Genomic DNA, 15,757 nt, shown 5'->3' on the forward strand with positions numbered 1-15,757 from the left:
CTGCTCCTGCTGGTGCTCCTACTGGCCGTGTTCCTGTGCCTTCCCTGTGCGGGCACAGGAACACGGTCGTTTTTACAGCGCCCTTAGAACAGCGTGTCCACTTGGGGTGGCGACGCCGTGCCTGCCGCTTCTTGTTGCGCTCGTAGTTGGGCGCGGCGGGCCGCCGTCGCCCCTGGCACCACTGCTTGCCGGCTGCTAGCCGGACTGGCGGGAGTCGACGCCGTCGTCGCCTTCCTAGGGCTGGGGTCGGTGCTTCCGCCTCCTCCACGCGTCCAGCCGGGGCCGCTGGGCACGGCCAGGCCGCGCTGGTAGGCGGTGGCGGCGCCGCGCGCGCGAGTGTCTGCGGCCTCATTCATGGGGTGCCCCACATGCCCGCGAACCCACTCAAAATGCACCACGCGTCCGGCCAGGGCAGCGTCAAGCTGCTTCATTAGGTCATCGTTGAGGACGGGCTTGCCGTCAGCTTTGCGCCAGCCGCGTTTTTTCCAGCCATGACGCCATTTGGTCAGGGAGTTGATGACGTACTGCGAGTCCGCTTGGATCAGGAGGTCTTCTCCCGTGTGAGCGGTGGCCTGCAATAGTTCCAGGACAGCGGTTAGTTCCCCGCGGTTATTGGTGGACTCAGGCCAACCTCCAGCTGCCCAACAGTTCTCATCCACGTACCAGGCCCAACCGGCGGGGCCTGGGTTGCCTAGGGCGGAGCCATCTGCCGCCGCAATAATCGTCATGGTCCTGGATCATACCGACCAGCTGCATGCCCATAATGTGGCATTCCCGCGCGGGCTCCTTGGCCCCGATGCCCGGCTGGCTGCTCGCCGCTGCCGCTCGAAGCAGCCTTGTAGCTCCGAAAACTCAATGACGACAAATTTCGCCGCATCTTCGCGATATGGCGTATATTGTCGCCACAGGAGAGTGGAGGTGCCATGGCCGGATACAAGCTCGACAGGCAACTCAAAAGCTTTGGCGAGCATGTGCGCGGTTGGCGCATGGTGCTGGGGCTAACCGCCCAGCAGGTCGCTGAGCGGGCCGATATCACACGCGATACCCTGCGCAAGATCGAGACAGGCGATCCCGGGGTGCGTTTTGGCAGCGTGATGCAGGTTCTGCGCGCCCTCGGCACGCTCGATCAGGCCGTCGAGGCAATTGATCCGCTCAGCAGCGACATCGGACGGCTGCGGGCCGCAAACCTTACGAAGAAGCGGGCACGATGACCACCGTAGAGGTCTTCGACCGCGTCATCGCGAGTGTCGCCCTGGGTAACACGGACGACCACCTCCGCAAGCACGGTTTCTTCGCCTAGAGGCACTACTCACCGCCGCTAGAGCAATAACCTGAGCCAAGAGCGCGCTGAGACACAAAGGGCGCTGTGGACTGGCGCTGGTCCAGACGAGCTTCTGACCGAATACCCCAGCAGGCTTGCGAGCAGTTAACGGTCTGACAAACCGCGGCCCCTTTACTGGGTTCTGTGGGTATCAGGCCAACGCAAGGCTGACTCCGGTACGGCGAAGCATTTCAAAGGTGTTGACACACTTGACGTCAAGGGCCTTACAGGCGTCCGGGATCTTCACTCGTTTGCGAGAGCCCGATCCGGCAGTTTCATGGGTAACTACCGTGCATGCGTGGGCTGCCGCAAAGGCAACAAGGAGATAGTCCGCAGCCTCTGCAGTAAAGGCATCACGTGCTGCAGGTGTGAAGTTTTGGGACTGCGTCCAGATGGAGAGTTTAGAGAAAAACGGTGTGGTCTTCTGGTCTAGTGGATGGAAGAACTCACGATGTATCTTCGCCCACTGACTGAGCTCATCCTCCCCCTGGAGGATCTCCTTGCGGACGGCGTCGATGCTAAACACTCTGCCCTCGCCATATGCCTGGCTAAGCCAATCCCAGAACCCAGGCGCTATGTCGAAGGCGTAGTAGCGGTTTTTCGCCTCGATAAGGACGTTGGCGTCAACGAGGTACATCACGCCACTCCTACTTTTTCCGCCAAGCCTTCAAAGGTCGAGTGTGTCGTCGTCCCAAGTAGCCGATATGCGTCCCGGTATGTCGTCCGTCCTTCCAAGGCGGAGAACACCACTGCCCGGGTGAAAGGTCGCCCGAGCCGCCGGATCTGATTGTTGTAGTGGTTCCCGCCCCTTGTGCCCATCGAAGGCCGTATGAGCTCCCTGACTCGGTGACGCTCAGCGTCATACCGGAGCAGATACTCATCCCAAGAAAGCTTCCCGGCGTCCCGGAGCCTGGCGAGCACGACGAGAGTACTGACCTTGTAGTGAGAAGCCAGCCTATTCAGTTCATCCTCTCCTAGGGTCCCTGTCCACTCCGATCGGAGCGAGTCCAAGGGTACGAGCACCTCAGCAGCCACCTCATTGCACCAGTGCTCTTCCTGCTTTTCGCTACCTGCAATGCTGGCAATGTCAGACAAGGCACTGTGCCCTAGCCACAGGTGGGCAAGTTCATGGACGAGCGTGAAAAGCTGTGCCGCCTTAGTGTCTGCCCCGTTGACAAAGACCAGCGGAGCGATGTCATCGGCGAGAGCGAAGCCCCGAAACTCCTCTGGATCGAGCTTGCGATGCGTGTTCGAGCCAACGATTCCGTTAACCATAACCAGGACACCGATGGCCTCGGCTCGCTTGATGAGATCGGTCATGGCATCGGCCCAGCCGGTCACAGACCGTTCGTCCAGCTTTAGCGCGTCACGGATGCGCTTTGCGGCAGCGGCCGTCGGAGTCGATAACGTTGCGGACCCTACAAAGCCGAGCGTGCTTGCCCCCGATTCCAAAGCATCCTCGCGATACCAGTCTTGGCGCCTTTGACAGAGGTAGATCGTCTCAAGCAGGTTGGCCGACGGCTCGCACACTCCAGCGTCATGGATGGTCCGCATATCTGGGATGGGGATGTCCTCGACCGGAGGCTCAGGCAGGAAGAGCATCCCGAAAGGAGTATGGGTCTTGGCAGCAAACTTCTCCAACTGCTTTAGGGTCGGACGCGAGGTCCCGTTGATCCAGGCGTCGAGCTTGGGCTCGCGACTGGTAGCAGTCTCTTCGTCCCAACGTGCCCGTCTCACGGCCCAGCGCAGCAGGGCGGGTGCGACATCAACCTGGACAGTCGTCATGCCTTCTCCTCTGCTACTGGATATGCAGCGGCCACGCCCCTAGTACTGCCACTAAAGATCTTACAGTCAGGTGGAGCGCCTTTGTTATGCCCGACATCTAGGGGATTCCTCAACTACCCCATTCCTTGAAGGCTAGATGCAGCGAGGGGCGCGCACCCTATGGTGCACGCCCCTCGGCCTTTGCTATTAGCGCTTGTGGCCTGGGATCAGGCGTCCAGGTCGGTTTCCAGCAGAGCCTTGAGCTCCTCCAGACCCTTCTCGCAGCCTGCGTCTTCAGAGGAAAGGGTGACGACGTCGCCGAAGCCAGCACCCAGGGTCATGATGCCCAGGATGGAGGAAGCGTCAACCGGAGCGCCGCCCTCCTTGGCAATGGTGACCTTGATGCCCTTCTCGGCAACGGCCTTGACGAAGGTGGCGGCAGGGCGGGCGTGGAGGCCGACCTTGGAGGCGATGGTGGCGTTGACCTGAGCCATGTTCTGCTCCTTGTGAGTCTGGTGTGGGACGGCGGGTTGTCGATCCACTGTTGTCACGGGGCCGGACGCCTCGTGGACATCATTGAACTTTCAGGCCTAACCCTACCGGAAGGTAGCCGGTGCCGGGCATGCCTGAGAGATGACTTGCGGGGCCAAAGCGGCACTCAGGCATGCGGGCGAGTGCCCTCATAGGGAGCCAGCACCACTTCCACGCGCTGCAGCTCCTTCACGTCCGAGTAGCCGGTGGTGGCCAGGGTACGCCGCAGAGCCCCCATTAAGTTCAAGGTGCCATCAGCCCGGTCTGAGGGGCCGGTAAGAATCTCCGCCATAGTGCCCACGGTGCCCACGTAGGAGCGGTAGCCGCGAGGGAGGCTGGCGTGGCGGGCTTCGGCGCCCCAGTGGTAGCCGCCACCGGGCGCCTCGCTGGCGCGGGCCAGGGCGGCGCCGAGCATGACGGCGTCGGCCCCGCAGGCGATAGCTTTTACGACGTCGCCAGAGTTGCCCACCGAACCGTCGGCCACCACATGCACATAGCGGCCCCCGGACTCGTCCAGGAAGTCGCGGCGGGCAGCGGCGACGTCAGCCACAGCGGTAGCCATGGGCATATGCAGCCCCAGTACCTGGCGTATGGAGGAGGAGGCTCCACCGCCCTGACCAACGAGGACCGCGGCAGCTCCCGAACGCATGAGGTGGAGTGCGGCGGTGTAGGTGGTGACGCCGCCAACCACCACCGGCACGTCCAGCTCATAGGTGAAGCGTTTGAGGTTAAGCGGCTCAGTGGAGCCAGAAACATGCTCGGCTGAAACCACAGAGCCGCGAATAACAAAGAGTTCCACTCCCGCCTCCACCACGGTGCGCCAGTGGCGTTGGGTCTGGGCGGGGCTTAAGCGCCCAGCGACGACGACGCCCGCCTCACGCACCTGCTGCAGGCGAGCGGTAATGAGTTCCGGCTGGATGGGGGCGGAGTACACCTCCTGGAGCACGCGGGTGGCTTGCTCGGGACGGGCGTCGCGGATGCGTTCCAGGGCCGGGGCGGGGTCCTCGTAACGAGTCCACAGGCCTTCCAGGTCTAACACCCCGATACCGCCCAGACGGCCAACAATGATGGCGTTCTCGGGGCTCATTACGGAGTCGGCAGGGGCCCCCATGACGGGCAAATCCACGTGGTAGGCATCTAGCTGCCAGCCGACGCGGACCTCCTCAGTGTCACGGGTGCGCCGAGCCGGCACCAGCGCAATATCGTCAAAGGAGTAGGCCCGGCGCGCACGCTTGGAACGCCCAATCTCAATCTCACCGCTCATGGGCTGATGGTATGCGCTCACCCTCCCCCTGCAGCCCTAGCAAGTCCTTGTTCTCAGGTCCTGCCGGCGGCATGCGGGCCATTCCTTGGAAAGCTGTCAGGGGTCGATGGCAGACTCAAGGCCATGAGCATTGACGCGCAGCCTTCCGGTACCTCTGCTTCCTGGGTCGACGGCCCTCTGCTTGGCTTCGACACGGAAACCACTGGTGTTTACGCCCTCTCTGACCGCCTGGTGACAGCCGCCCTAATAGAGCGGGGCCCCTTGCAAGCTGACGGCACACGCGCGGAAACAGTAAGCACCTGGCTGGCTAACCCAGGCGTGGAGATTCCCGCCTCGGCCTCGGCGATTCACGGCATCACCACTGAACAGGCGCAGACCGAGGGACGCCCAGTCATTGAGGTGCTGCAGGAGGTGGCCGAGCGCTTGGTCTCAGCTATGGAGCAAGACATTCCGGTAATCGCCTTCAATACTTACTTTGACCTGACGATCATGGAATCTGAGCTCGCCCGCCACGGCCTGCCCACCCTGCGCGAGCGCTTGGGCCGCGAGCTAGGCCCGGTGGCTGACCCGCTGGTGCTAGACCGTGCGCTGGACCGTTGGCGCAAGGGCAAGCGGACTTTGGCGGACCTGGCGGTGGTCTATGGCGTAAGCGTGCCGGAGGAGCTACACACCGCTGAGGTGGATGTGGCCGCCACTTTGGATGTGCTGGAGGCGATGGCGCGCAAGCACCAGAGTTTGCGTCGTCTCCGGCTGGAGGAACTGGTCTCTTGGCAGGCGCAAGCCCACCGCACCTGGGCGGAGTCCTTCAATCGCTGGTTGGAGTCCAAGGGCCGCCAGCCCGACGTCGATCCCGCCTGGCCCTTGCCAGAAAACCTCTAAGCCCTAGGCCCGCAATTTTTACGACGACGGCCTCGCCCCAGCCGGTGCAGGCTAGGGCGAGGCCGTCTAAGCGCTGGCTTTGAGGCTCAGCCCCGGCCCGAGTAGTTGGGGGCTTCCACAGTCATCTGCACATCGTGCGGGTGAGACTCCTTGAGGCCGGCCGCAGTCAGGCGCACGAACTGCCCATTGGCCTTGAGCTCCTCAATGGTGCGCGCCCCCACGTAGAACATGGACTGGTGCAGCCCACCCACCAGCTGGTAAACCACGTCCCCCAGCGAGCCGGAGAAGGGGACCTGCCCCTCAATGCCCTCGGGCACGATCTTGGAGTCTGAGGAGACATCCGCCTGGAAGTAGCGGTCCTTGGAGTAGGACTTGCGGCCGCGCGAGCTCATAGCTCCCAGGGATCCCATCCCCCGGTATCGCTTCCACTGCTTGCCGTTGACAAACACCAGGTCACCGGGGGATTCGGTGCAGCCGGCCAGCAGTGAGCCCAGCATCACTGTGCTGGCGCCCGCCACAATGGCCTTGGCAATGTCCCCGGAGTACTGCAGGCCACCGTCGGCGATCAGCGGCACTCCGGCGGGTGTGCAGGCTCGGGCAGCCTCGTAGACGGCGGTGACCTGGGGTACGCCTACGCCAGCAACTACGCGGGTGGTGCAGATGGAGCCCGGGCCCACCCCCACCTTCACGGCGTCGACCCCGGCGTCAATGAGCGCCTGCGCGCCCTCACGGGTGGCCACATTCCCACCAATCACCTCAATGCCAGCAAAAGCTGGGTCAGTCTTAATGCGGGAGATCATCTCCAGGGCCAGCTTGGCGCCACCGTTCGCGGTGTCCACCACGATCACATCCACCCCGGCTTCAGCCAGGGCGCCCGCACGCTCCCAGGTGTCGCCCCAGTAGCCGACGGCGGCACCAACCACCAGGCGCCCCTGGGAATCCTTGGTGGCACTGGGGTACTGCTCTGTCTTAACAAAGTCCTTGACGGTGATCAGACCGGTTAGGTGCCCGGCGTCGTCAACGATCGGTAGCTTCTCCACACGGTGCTGAGCCAGGAGCGCCTTGGCGTCCTCACGGGAAATGCCCACCTTGCCGGTGACCAGGCGCTCGCGCGGGGTCATGCATTCGCGCACCGTCATGGTGGACCACTGCTCCGGCGGCACGAAGCGCAGGTCGCGGTTGGTGATGATGCCGATTAGGTTGCTGGAATCGTCCACGACGGGCAGGCCGGAGACCTTGTAGTGGCCGCACAGTTCATCCAGTTGGGCAATGGTGGCCTCCGGGCCCACGGTGACCGGGTCGGAGACCATGCCGGACTCGGAGCGCTTGACGCGGCGAACCTGTTGGGCCTGCTCCTCAATGGAGAGATTGCGGTGCAGGATGCCGATGCCGCCCTGGCGGGCCATGGCGATCGCCATCTCAGATTCCGTGACGGTGTCCATGGCGGCGGACAGCAGCGGCACCTTGAGGGTTATGCGCTTGGTCAGGCGGGAGGAGGTATCTACTTCTGAGGGGATGACGTCGGTGAGCCTGGGCAGCAGGAGCACGTCGTCGTAGGTAAGTCCGGTGGGGGCGTACAGGTCTGGGTTGCTGATCGCGTCACTCACAGGCCCATCGTATGGTGCGCCGCCACTGCCGCCTAACCGCGGCCAAGAGACAACCGCCTCCATTGGCGCGGGCAGGATTCCACTCCAGGACTATTGAAATAGTGACCAGCAGCACGGGACTGCCCCCACGTCCTCCTGACAAGACGTGACCCATACAGGTTCGTAACTGCATTGATATTAGGCTGTTACTTGAATTACGCTTGCGTCATTCTCCTCTCCCCACCCTTGGGGCGCGCTGCGGTGCCCCACACGAAAGGAATCCCGATGCTGGCGATCGCCCAACTTCCCGGACCCGTGGCAGAACTGTGGGAGTGGCAGGTTCGCGGCGCCTGCCGGAGTGCTGACGCTTCGATGTTCTTTCACCCGGAGGGCGAGCGCGGCTCCGCCCGCCGCAACCGAGATATTCAGGCCAAGCAACTGTGCGCTAACTGCCCGGTAATAGAGCAGTGCCGCGAGCACGCGCTGCGCGTCAACGAGCCCTACGGCGTCTGGGGCGGTATGAGTGAGGAGGACCGCCGGGCCGCCTTGGCCGACCAGTCCGCCAACCGTTACAGCGCTCGCCCCGCCGTGGCCGAGTCTGCCGCCTGAGTTTGCCACCCAGCCCATACGCACAGTCGCCCCAGCCCAACCGGGCCGGGGCGACTGTCTGCGGGGATCAGTTCTGTTGGAACTGCCCCTCTGCTTTCACTTGGTGACGACGGCGAGAATGTCGCGCGCCGACAGGATGAGGTACTCCTCACCCAGGTACTTCACCTCGGTGCCACCGTACTTCGAGTAGATGACCAGGTCACCCTCGGCGACGTCCACCGGGACACGGTTGCCGTTGTCGTCAACGCGGCCGGGGCCCACGGCCACGACCTTGCCCTCCTGGGGCTTCTCCTGGGCGGTGCCCGGGATGACGAGACCGGATGCGGTGGTCTGCTCTGCCTCGACCGTCTGGACGACGACGCGGTCCTCGAGCGGCTTGATGGAGACCGACACTTCGGACCTCCCCTTCTCGCTAGTTAGCGTGTGTAACGACTGTTGGGATCGCGCCCCTCAGCTTCCGGCTGCCGTCGCGGGGGTCAGTCAGAGCCACAGGGCACAAGCCGCAGGCTTACGGTTGGTTCCCGCACTCCTGCGTCTAATGAAAAATCTACGACGCGGTTAGCACTCAGTCAACGCGAGTGCCAATCCCGGGGGTCGGGTTCGCCTAAGGCGTGCACCCTGGCGCGCTACGGGCCCGCTGTGGCCGAGTTAGTTGGCACGCCTAGACGTCGCCCACTGCTCAGCTCAGCCGCGCTGCGCCCGCGTCCAAGCCACCGCCTCTTCCACACTCACCTCATGTGGTCCCAGCAGCGGCGGTTCCCCACGCAGCTCCTCATAGGCCGCCTTCACCAGCGCCAAGCGCTCCCGCAGCCAAGACCATACCCACTGCGCTCGGTTCGCCTGCGCCCGCGTATCGGCGACGCCGTAGGCATCCACCCCGGCGCGGCGGCACAGCGTCACGGCCCGACCCAGGTGGAAGTCCTGAGTCACCAGCAGTGCCGACTCAACCCCAAAGACTTGCTTAGCGCGGATACAGGTGGCGCGCGTGTCAACGCCCGCGTAATCCAACGCAATGGCCTGCTCCGGCACCCCTACCTTCCGCAGGTAGCGCGCCATAGTGGTGGGCTCGTCATAGTCGACTGCTCGGTTGTCCCCCGAGACCAGAATCGCCTCCACGCGGCCCTGCCGGTACAGCTGCGCAGCCGCGTCCAGCCGATAAGCCAGCCAGGGCGACGGCGTCCCATTGGGGCGCACCGCTGCCCCCAGCACAATCGCCACCGGAGCGCTGCGCGTGTCATCCGCAGCCCCAAGCTCACTAATGCGCCCCGCCGAACCCAAGAATCCCCAGAGATTCACGCCAGCTAGCACCAAGGCCCCGCAAAGCAGCAGCACGCCCAGCGCTTTGCTCAGTCGGCGGGTGCCGGGCCGGCTCTGCACATTGCCGGCGGCGCGCCGATTCCCGCTGGGGGCGCTGCTCTCGTCCGGGCGGGGCGCAGTGCTTGGGCTGGTGGTCACAGCACGAACCGTACCGCCGTGAAATGATGCCAGCGATGGATGCCACTGCCCTCGCCCCCCTGCTCACGCCGCAAGGCTGGGCCCTTTTGGACTCACTGCCGCCCTATGACGAGGCCAGCGCGCTGCGCCTGGGTGAATCCCTGCGCGCCCAAGGCTACTCCCCCGAGCTGGTCACGGCAGCGCTGACCCAGCAACGGCTGCGGGCTCGCGCTCAAAGCAAATTCGGACCTTTTGCTTCCAAGATGCTCTTCACGCCTGATGGCCTGGAGCAAGCCACCCGGCTCGCCGTCGCCGCCCACCACGCCCAGCGCTACTTGCAGGCGGGCGTGAAAAAAGTCGCCGATCTGGGCTGTGGGATCGGCGGGGAATCCGTTGCCTTCGCAGGTTTGGACCTGCCGGTGCTGGCAGTTGAGCGCGATGAGGCCACTGCGGCCCTAGCCACCGTCAACCTGATGCCCTTCCCCCACGCACAGGCGATCTGTGCGGATGCTTTGACGGTGGATCTGGCCGCAGCAGGCGTGGACGCAGTATTCGCAGACCCGGCTAGGCGCCAGGGCGGCAAGCGCATCACTAATCCTGAGCAGTGGGCGCCGCCCCTATCCCAGGTGCTGGCATTGCGGGAGCAAGTGGCCGCCGTCGGCGTGAAGGTGGCTCCGGGCTTGGACCATGCCGCCATCCCATCTGACTGCCATGCACAGTGGGTCAGCGTCGGGGGCGACGTCGTAGAGGCCGGCTTGTGGTGCGGCCCGCTGGCACTTGAGGGGCCCGGTCGCAGTGCGCTAGTGCTGGCCGGTGCAGGACAAAACGGCCAGCCAGACACTGCGAGCACGCATATATTGCGCGACCCCGAGTGCACAGACCCTGCGGCGGCCCCCACACAGGCAGAGCCCATCGCCTCCCCCGCCCACCTGGGTGAGTATCTATTTGAGCCTGACGGGGCTGCGATTAGGGCGGGCTTGGTGGCGCATCTGGGCCAGCAGGCCCAGGCGCAGCCGGTGAGTGACAGGATCGCCTACCTGACCGGGAGCGCTCCCCTGCCGGAGCGGCTGACGCCTTTCCTGCAGGCCTGGCGGATCCGCGAGGTCCTGCCGCTGCACCTGAAGTCCCTCAAGGCGCGGGCCCGCCAACTGGGGCTGGGACGGCTGGATATCAAGAAGCGCGGGGTGGAGGTGGTGCCCGAGCAGCTGCGAGCGAGTCTGCGTCTGCCCGGTGGCGCGAACGGGCCGACTGAAAGCTGGGTGCTCACCCGCGTTGGCGCTGCCCGCAAGGGCCTGGTGCTGGTGGTGGAGTCGGCCTAGCGGCGGGTTCTGTCACCCGCGGCGGCATAGACGCCTGCAACCCGCTGAACACACAGCAGGATTGACTGCAATTGCAACGATGGCTGCTGCGCCTGCGGTATCGGTGGCGTCTCTGAGCCGCCGCCAGTGACAAGCCTCAGTGGATGACGGGCAGGTCCAGTGGCATGCCGGAGTCAGGGGCGAAGTCCAGGGGGCTGGGCGCCACGCCCGAGCGCAGCGCAGCAGCTCCCATGGCGGCAATCTGGGCGCCGTTATCCGTGCAGTAGCGCAGTGGGGGCAGGCGCAGGGTGATCCCGGCAGCCTCGCAGCGCTCAGCAGCCAGGGAACGCAGGCGGGAATTGGCGGAGAAGCCACCCCCCACCACTAGGGTGTTGCAGCCGGTGTCCTGGCAGGCGCGTACGGCTTTGGCGGTTAGTGAGTCGTTGACGGCTTCGGAGAAGGCGGCGCAGACGTCAGCTGCGGGCACTTCCTTACCTGCGTCTTGCAGGGCCTCCACATAGCGGGCCACGGCGGTTTTCAAACCGGAGAAGGAGAAGTCGTATTTGTGACGCTCTTTGTCTTTGCCTGCTGCCAGTCCGCGCGGGAAGCGGATGGCTTGTAGGTTTCCGGCCTGGGAGAGCCGGTCCACGTGGGGGCCGCCCGGGTAAGGCAGGTCCAGCAGTCGGCCCACCTTGTCAAAGGCCTCCCCAGCGGCGTCGTCTAGGGTGCCGCCCAGTTCGACGACGTCGCGAGCGATATCCCCCACGGACAGAATATTGGAATGCCCACCCGAGACGATCAGGCCGATAAATCTCTCCGGCAGAGGGCCATCCACCAGTTCATCCACGGCTAGGTGGCCGATCACGTGGTTGACCCCGTAGATGGGCTTACCCAGTGAAGCTGCCAGGGTCTTGGCGGCAGTAATGCCCACGGTTAGGGAACCGATCAGGCCTGGGCCTGCACATACCGCTATGGCATCCACCTGTTCTAAAGTCACGCTGGCCTGGGCCAAAGCAGAGTCGAGAGTGGGCAGGAATGCCTGCAGATGGGCGCGGGAGGCGATCTCCGGGATGATCCCCCCAAAGCGGGCGTATTCATCCATGGAGGTGGCCACGGTGTCTCCCAGCAGCCTGCCCCCGTGCACCAGAGCCACGCCGGTCTCATCACAGGTGGACTCAATGCCAAGGATTAGTGCTTCACTCACGGCATTCAGCCTAGCGCTCTGCGCTCCCCGTCCCACCCGCTGCCTGGGATGACCGCGCTGGCTTTGAGCGGGCTCACATGATGAGGGCGCCGACTCCCCGGGTTGCAAAGCGCGGTAAGTGATTGGGGCGCCGGTAAATTGAACTTATGGCGCGAAAAGACCGCAAGACCGGCACTCGGCACAGCCTGACCCGGGCGGAGGTCGTGGATTCTGCGCTGTCCCTAGGGCTCACAGATTTCACGCTGGTGGGTGTGGCCGGGAAGCTGGGGGTTACGCCTTCTTCCCTGTACCGGGTGATCGCCTCGCGTGATGATCTGCTGCGAGCCTGCTTGGAGCGGATCGCCATGAACTCTTTGGCGGACTTTGATGCGCTGGCTGGTCCCTGGGAGGAAGGGGCGCAGCTCTTTGGGGAACTCATGTGGCAGTTGCTGGATGAAACTCCAGGTTTAGCTCGGGTGCTTATGTCGACGCCGTGGGCCTATCAGGCCTTTGCCCCCGCGATCGCTTCTTCTAGCGCCGCTTTGGAGGCGGGTGGTCTACCTGCTGAGGAAGCCATGGTGATGGTGGATTTCATTGCGGACACGGTGGTGGCCACCCATATGCAGGTGGAAATCATGCGGGAGACCGCAGCCGCAGAGGCCGCTGATAAGCCGGCGTCAGTGCTTGAGACGGTTAGTCCGGATCCGCAGGACAACAGCCACCACTGGACTGAGCTGGGTTGGCTGCACCGCAAGATCGGCATCATTATCGACGGCGTCGCCACGCATGTGCCGCGCTCCGCTGACACCGCTGAGAGTGCCTACAGTGCCTCGCGCAGTGCCAGCTCGGCCAGTGCCTACAGCACCAGCAGTGCGCGCAGTGCTGGCAGTGCCCGCAGCGGGGCCAGCGCCGGCAGCGCGACTAGCTCCCACAGTGCCGCCAGTGCCCGCAGTGCTGGCAGTGCCCGCAGTGGTTCCAGCCCGGCCAGTGGCCAAAGCTCCCCCAGCGCGCCAACTCCCTGAAACTGCCCTGCCCCGGACGCCGCTGGGGCGGCCACCAAGCGGTGACCGCCCCAACTTTTGCTTGGCAGCGGGCTCATGCCCTTTGCTGTCAGGAATGCGCCACGGTGCCCTTCCACAGGGCGCGACCAAGGTCGCGGTTGAGGCGCGAGATGACCTCCAGTGGCACGGACTTGGGGCAAACAGCGGCGCATTCACCAATATTGGTGCAGGCACCGAAGCCTTCCTCGTCGTGCTGGTTGAGCATATTGACCACTCGGTTGAGGCGCTCGGGCTGGCCCTGCGGCAGCAGGCCCAGGTGCGAGACTTTCGCGCCGGTGAACAGCATGGCGGAGGCGTTCGGGCAGGCGGCCACGCAGGCGCCGCAGCCGATGCAGGCAGCAGCTTCGAAGGCGGCGTCGGCCTTGTCCTTCTGCACCGGAGCCGCGTGGGCGTCCGGGGCAGCCCCCGTGTTCACAGAGATGAAGCCACCGGCCTGGACGATGCGGTCCAGGGCGGAGCGGTCCACGATGAGGTCACGCAGCACCGGGAAGCCGGTGGAGCGCCAGGGCTCGATCGTGATGGTGGAGCCGTCCTTGAAGGAGGGGTCCTCCGCCAGGTGACGCATATGCAGCTGGCAGGTGGTGGAGCGGATCGGCCCGTGAGCCTGCCCGTTGATGACCACACCGCACTGACCGCAGATGCCCTCGCGGCAGTCGGAGTCGAATGCCACCGGCTCCTGACCGGCCTGGAAGAGCTGCTCGTTGAGCAGGTCCAGGACCTCGAGGAAGCTCATGTGCTCCTCGACGCCGGACATCGAGTACTCCTCGAAGTGGCCCTTGGTGTTCTTGTTCTTCTGGCGCCAGATCTTCAGCTTGATGTTCACTTGTAACTCCGCTGCTTGAGCTCGATGTCGTTGTAGATGAGGTCCTCCTTGTGGAGGATCGGGGGCTGGTCCTCGCCGCCCCACTCCCAGGCCGCGACGTAGAGGAACTCGTCGTCGTGACGCAGGGCCTCACCCTCGGGGGTCTGGGATTCGGCGCGGAAGTGACCACCACAGGACTCGCGGCGGTGCAGCGCGTCGATGCACATGAGCTCGGCCAGCTCGAAGAAGTCAAGCAGACGGCCTGCCTTCTCCAGCGACTGGTTGAGCTCCATCGGCTCACCGGTGACGCGGCCGTCACGCCAGAACTCGGCCTTGAGCTCGCGAATCATCTTGATCGCCTTGCGCAGGCCGGAGTCACGGCGCTCCATACCGCAGTACTCCCACATGATGCGGCCTAGAGCCATGTGGAAGTCGTCCACGGAGCGGGTACCGCGCAGTGCCATCAGGCGGTTGATGCGGTCCTGGACAGCGGCCTCAGCCTCTGCGATTTCCGGCGCATTGGGGTCAACCTTGCCCAGGCGCAGCATGTCAGCCAGGTAGTCGTTGAGCGTATCCGGTAGCACGAAGTAGCCGTCGGCCAGGCCCTGCATAAGGGCGGAAGCACCCAGGCGGTTGGCGCCGTGGTCGGAGAAGTTCGCCTCGCCACCCACGTACAGGCCCGGGACATTGGACTCCAGGTCGTAGTCAACCCACAGCCCGCCCATCGTGTAGTGCACGGCCGGGTAGATGCGCATCGGGACCTCGTAGGGGTCGTCGCCGGTAATGCGCTGGTACATCTCGAACAGGTTGCCGTAGCGGGCGGAGACGGCGTCCTTGCCCAGGCGGCCGATGGCCTCGGAGAAGTCCAGGTAGACGCCCCGACGCATCATGCGCTCATTGCCGTCCGAGTCCCGCTCCTTGATGGCGGGGCCGACGCCGCGGCCCTCGTCACACATGTTCTTCGCCTGGCGCGAAGCGATGTCACGGGGCACCAGGTTTCCGAAGGCCGGGTAGATGCGCTCCAGGTAGTAGTCGCGGTCCTCCTCGGCGATGGTGCGCGGGTCCTTCTCGCAGTCCTCAGCCTTCTTGGGCACCCAGATGCGCCCGTCATTGCGCAGCGACTCACTCATCAGGGTGAGCTTGGACTGGAAGTCGCCCGACTGCGGGATGCAGGTGGGGTGGATCTGCGTGTAGCAGGGGTTCGCGAAGTACGCGCCCTTGCGGTGGGCCCGCCAGATCGCGGTGCCGTTGCAGCCCATGGCGTTGGTGGACAGGAAGAAGACGTTTCCGTAACCGCCAGTGCACAGGATGACGGCGTCGGCCAAGTGGGTCTCCAACTCACCGGTGACCATGTCGCGGGCAATGATGCCGCGGGCACGGCCATCTACGAGGATCAGTTCAACCATCTCGTGACGGCGGAACTCCTCAACGGTGCCGGCCGCAACCTGGCGCTCCAGGGCCTGGTAGGCGCCAATCAGCAACTGCTGGCCGGTCTGGCCGCGGGCGTAGAAGGTACGGGATACCTGCACGCCGCCGAAGGAGCGGTTGTCCAGCAGGCCGCCGTACTCGCGGGCGAAGGGCACGCCCTGGGCCACGCACTGGTCGATGATATTCGCGCTGACTTCAGCCAGGCGGTAGACATTGTCCTCGCGGGCGCGGTAGTCGCCACCCTTGACGGTGTCGTAGAAGAGCCGGTAAGTGGAGTCGCCGTCGTTGCGGTAGTTCTTCGCGGCGTTGATACCACCCTGGGCGGCGATGGAGTGGGCGCGGCGGGCGGAGTCCTGGTAGAAGAAACACTTCACGTTGTAGCCCTGCTCGCCCAGGGAGGCGGCGGCAGCGCCACCAGCCAGACCGGAGCCGACGACGATCACATCCAGCTTGCGGCGGTTGGAGGGGTTCACCAGCTTCGCGTTGAACTTGCGCTGCTCCCAGCGGCGGGCGATGGGCACGTCGTGGGGGGCTTTAGTGTCAGCGACCTTGTCGCCCAGCTTATAGAGGCCATCGATGAGTTCAGTCATCATTCAC

At 64.5% G+C, this 15,757-nt stretch carries 17 protein-coding genes; 6 read left to right on the forward strand and 11 right to left on the reverse strand.

What is annotated here, in order from left to right; all coding sequences use genetic code 11:
- Nucleotides 1-83: 83 nt before the first annotated feature.
- A complete protein-coding gene (locus DR039_RS02485; RefSeq protein WP_111835798.1) occupies nucleotides 84-728 on the reverse strand; it encodes a ribonuclease H family protein in 645 nt (214 codons plus the stop codon).
- A 195-nt stretch (nucleotides 729-923) separates the two neighbouring features.
- Here DR039_RS02485 and DR039_RS02490 point away from each other — a divergent pair, with 195 nt between their 5' ends.
- Both DR039_RS02490 and DR039_RS11445 read left to right on the forward strand, forming a co-directional pair.
- On the forward strand, nucleotides 924-1,211 hold the full coding sequence (locus tag DR039_RS02490) for a helix-turn-helix domain-containing protein (RefSeq protein WP_111835799.1): 288 nt from the start codon (nucleotides 924-926) through the stop codon (nucleotides 1,209-1,211).
- Entirely contained in the window at nucleotides 1,208-1,300 is a 93-nt protein-coding gene (locus DR039_RS11445) for a HipA domain-containing protein (protein ID WP_229116740.1), read from the forward strand. The genes DR039_RS02490 and DR039_RS11445 overlap by 4 nt, the downstream gene beginning before the upstream one ends.
- Nucleotides 1,301-1,472: 172 nt before the next feature.
- On the opposite strand, the gene DR039_RS02495 is transcribed toward DR039_RS11445, so the two are convergent.
- The 4 genes from DR039_RS02495 to DR039_RS02510 form a co-directional block, all read right to left on the reverse strand.
- Nucleotides 1,473-1,958 (reverse strand): DUF4411 family protein, encoded by a 486-nt coding sequence (locus DR039_RS02495; protein WP_111835800.1) that lies wholly within the window; start codon nucleotides 1,956-1,958, stop codon nucleotides 1,473-1,475.
- Nucleotides 1,958-3,106: an ImmA/IrrE family metallo-endopeptidase gene (locus DR039_RS02500; protein WP_111835801.1), complete on the reverse strand. Its 1,149-nt coding sequence runs from the start codon at nucleotides 3,104-3,106 to the stop codon at nucleotides 1,958-1,960. Before DR039_RS02500 ends, DR039_RS02495 begins: the two co-directional genes overlap by 1 nt.
- Nucleotides 3,107-3,312: 206 nt before the next feature.
- On the reverse strand, nucleotides 3,313-3,579 hold the full coding sequence (locus DR039_RS02505) for an HPr family phosphocarrier protein (RefSeq protein WP_111835802.1): 267 nt from the start codon (nucleotides 3,577-3,579) through the stop codon (nucleotides 3,313-3,315).
- A 164-nt stretch (nucleotides 3,580-3,743) separates the two neighbouring features.
- A complete protein-coding gene (locus DR039_RS02510) occupies nucleotides 3,744-4,880 on the reverse strand; it encodes a GuaB3 family IMP dehydrogenase-related protein (protein ID WP_111835803.1) in 1,137 nt (378 codons plus the stop codon).
- Nucleotides 4,881-5,003: 123 nt separating this feature from the next.
- On the opposite strand from DR039_RS02510, the gene DR039_RS02515 reads away from it, so the two are divergent.
- Nucleotides 5,004-5,759 carry an exonuclease domain-containing protein gene (locus DR039_RS02515; RefSeq protein ID WP_111835804.1) on the forward strand — a complete coding sequence of 252 codons (756 nt, stop codon included), beginning with the start codon at nucleotides 5,004-5,006 and terminating at the stop codon, nucleotides 5,757-5,759.
- An 86-nt stretch (nucleotides 5,760-5,845) separates the two neighbouring features.
- Here the strand turns inward: DR039_RS02515 and guaB are convergent, their stop codons facing one another.
- A complete protein-coding gene (gene guaB / locus DR039_RS02520; RefSeq protein ID WP_111835805.1) occupies nucleotides 5,846-7,366 on the reverse strand; it encodes an IMP dehydrogenase in 1,521 nt (506 codons plus the stop codon).
- A 264-nt stretch (nucleotides 7,367-7,630) separates the two neighbouring features.
- Between guaB and DR039_RS02525 the strand changes: the two genes are divergently transcribed.
- Nucleotides 7,631-7,954 (forward strand): WhiB family transcriptional regulator, encoded by a 324-nt coding sequence (locus DR039_RS02525; RefSeq protein WP_111835806.1) that lies wholly within the window; start codon nucleotides 7,631-7,633, stop codon nucleotides 7,952-7,954.
- Nucleotides 7,955-8,050: 96 nt separating this feature from the next.
- Here DR039_RS02525 and groES read toward each other — a convergent pair whose 3' ends face one another.
- Nucleotides 8,051-8,347: a co-chaperone GroES gene (gene groES, locus DR039_RS02530; RefSeq protein ID WP_111835807.1), complete on the reverse strand. Its 297-nt coding sequence runs from the start codon at nucleotides 8,345-8,347 to the stop codon at nucleotides 8,051-8,053.
- A 291-nt stretch (nucleotides 8,348-8,638) separates the two neighbouring features.
- Nucleotides 8,639-9,409, reverse strand: coding sequence for a SanA/YdcF family protein (locus DR039_RS02535; RefSeq protein ID WP_229116741.1), 771 nt, complete (start codon nucleotides 9,407-9,409; stop codon nucleotides 8,639-8,641).
- A gap of 35 nt (nucleotides 9,410-9,444) precedes the next feature.
- Between DR039_RS02535 and DR039_RS02540 the strand changes: the two genes are divergently transcribed.
- Complete coding sequence (locus DR039_RS02540) at nucleotides 9,445-10,707, forward strand: class I SAM-dependent methyltransferase (protein WP_170166911.1); 1,263 nt, start codon at nucleotides 9,445-9,447, stop codon at nucleotides 10,705-10,707.
- A 136-nt stretch (nucleotides 10,708-10,843) separates the two neighbouring features.
- On the opposite strand, the gene tsaD is transcribed toward DR039_RS02540, so the two are convergent.
- A complete protein-coding gene (tsaD, locus tag DR039_RS02545) occupies nucleotides 10,844-11,890 on the reverse strand; it encodes a tRNA (adenosine(37)-N6)-threonylcarbamoyltransferase complex transferase subunit TsaD (protein ID WP_111835808.1) in 1,047 nt (348 codons plus the stop codon).
- Between the two features lie 146 nt (nucleotides 11,891-12,036).
- Between tsaD and DR039_RS02550 the strand changes: the two genes are divergently transcribed.
- Complete coding sequence (locus DR039_RS02550) at nucleotides 12,037-12,891, forward strand: TetR/AcrR family transcriptional regulator (RefSeq protein ID WP_111835809.1); 855 nt, start codon at nucleotides 12,037-12,039, stop codon at nucleotides 12,889-12,891.
- Nucleotides 12,892-12,979: 88 nt separating this feature from the next.
- Here DR039_RS02550 and DR039_RS02555 read toward each other — a convergent pair whose 3' ends face one another.
- Nucleotides 12,980-13,753 carry a succinate dehydrogenase/fumarate reductase iron-sulfur subunit gene (locus DR039_RS02555; protein ID WP_111835810.1) on the reverse strand — a complete coding sequence of 258 codons (774 nt, stop codon included), beginning with the start codon at nucleotides 13,751-13,753 and terminating at the stop codon, nucleotides 12,980-12,982.
- Nucleotides 13,750-15,750, reverse strand: a complete 2,001-nt coding sequence (locus tag DR039_RS02560) for a fumarate reductase/succinate dehydrogenase flavoprotein subunit (protein ID WP_111835811.1) — start codon at nucleotides 15,748-15,750, stop codon at nucleotides 13,750-13,752. Before DR039_RS02560 ends, DR039_RS02555 begins: the two co-directional genes overlap by 4 nt.
- Nucleotides 15,751-15,757 lie beyond the last annotated feature (7 nt).

The sequence above is a fragment of the Actinomyces bovis genome, assembly GCF_900444995.1.
Classification (GTDB): domain Bacteria; phylum Actinomycetota; class Actinomycetes; order Actinomycetales; family Actinomycetaceae; genus Actinomyces; species Actinomyces bovis.

What these genes read in the sequence shown, in the direction of transcription:
- DR039_RS02485 (WP_111835798.1), bottom strand. Translation starts at nt 728, where the DNA reads ATGACGATTATTGCGGCGGCAGATGGCTCCGCCCTAGGCAACCCAGGC.
- DR039_RS02490 (WP_111835799.1), top strand. Translation starts at nt 924, where the DNA reads ATGGCCGGATACAAGCTCGACAGGCAACTCAAAAGCTTTGGCGAGCAT.
- DR039_RS11445 (WP_229116740.1), top strand. Translation starts at nt 1,208, where the DNA reads ATGACCACCGTAGAGGTCTTCGACCGCGTCATCGCGAGTGTCGCCCTG.
- DR039_RS02495 (WP_111835800.1), bottom strand. Translation starts at nt 1,958, where the DNA reads ATGTACCTCGTTGACGCCAACGTCCTTATCGAGGCGAAAAACCGCTAC.
- DR039_RS02500 (WP_111835801.1), bottom strand. Translation starts at nt 3,106, where the DNA reads ATGACGACTGTCCAGGTTGATGTCGCACCCGCCCTGCTGCGCTGGGCC.
- DR039_RS02505 (WP_111835802.1), bottom strand. Translation starts at nt 3,579, where the DNA reads ATGGCTCAGGTCAACGCCACCATCGCCTCCAAGGTCGGCCTCCACGCC.
- DR039_RS02510 (WP_111835803.1), bottom strand. Translation starts at nt 4,880, where the DNA reads ATGAGCGGTGAGATTGAGATTGGGCGTTCCAAGCGTGCGCGCCGGGCC.
- DR039_RS02515 (WP_111835804.1), top strand. Translation starts at nt 5,004, where the DNA reads ATGAGCATTGACGCGCAGCCTTCCGGTACCTCTGCTTCCTGGGTCGAC.
- DR039_RS02525 (WP_111835806.1), top strand. Translation starts at nt 7,631, where the DNA reads ATGCTGGCGATCGCCCAACTTCCCGGACCCGTGGCAGAACTGTGGGAG.
- DR039_RS02540 (WP_170166911.1), top strand. Translation starts at nt 9,445, where the DNA reads ATGGATGCCACTGCCCTCGCCCCCCTGCTCACGCCGCAAGGCTGGGCC.
- DR039_RS02550 (WP_111835809.1), top strand. Translation starts at nt 12,037, where the DNA reads ATGGCGCGAAAAGACCGCAAGACCGGCACTCGGCACAGCCTGACCCGG.
- DR039_RS02560 (WP_111835811.1), bottom strand. Translation starts at nt 15,750, where the DNA reads ATGACTGAACTCATCGATGGCCTCTATAAGCTGGGCGACAAGGTCGCT.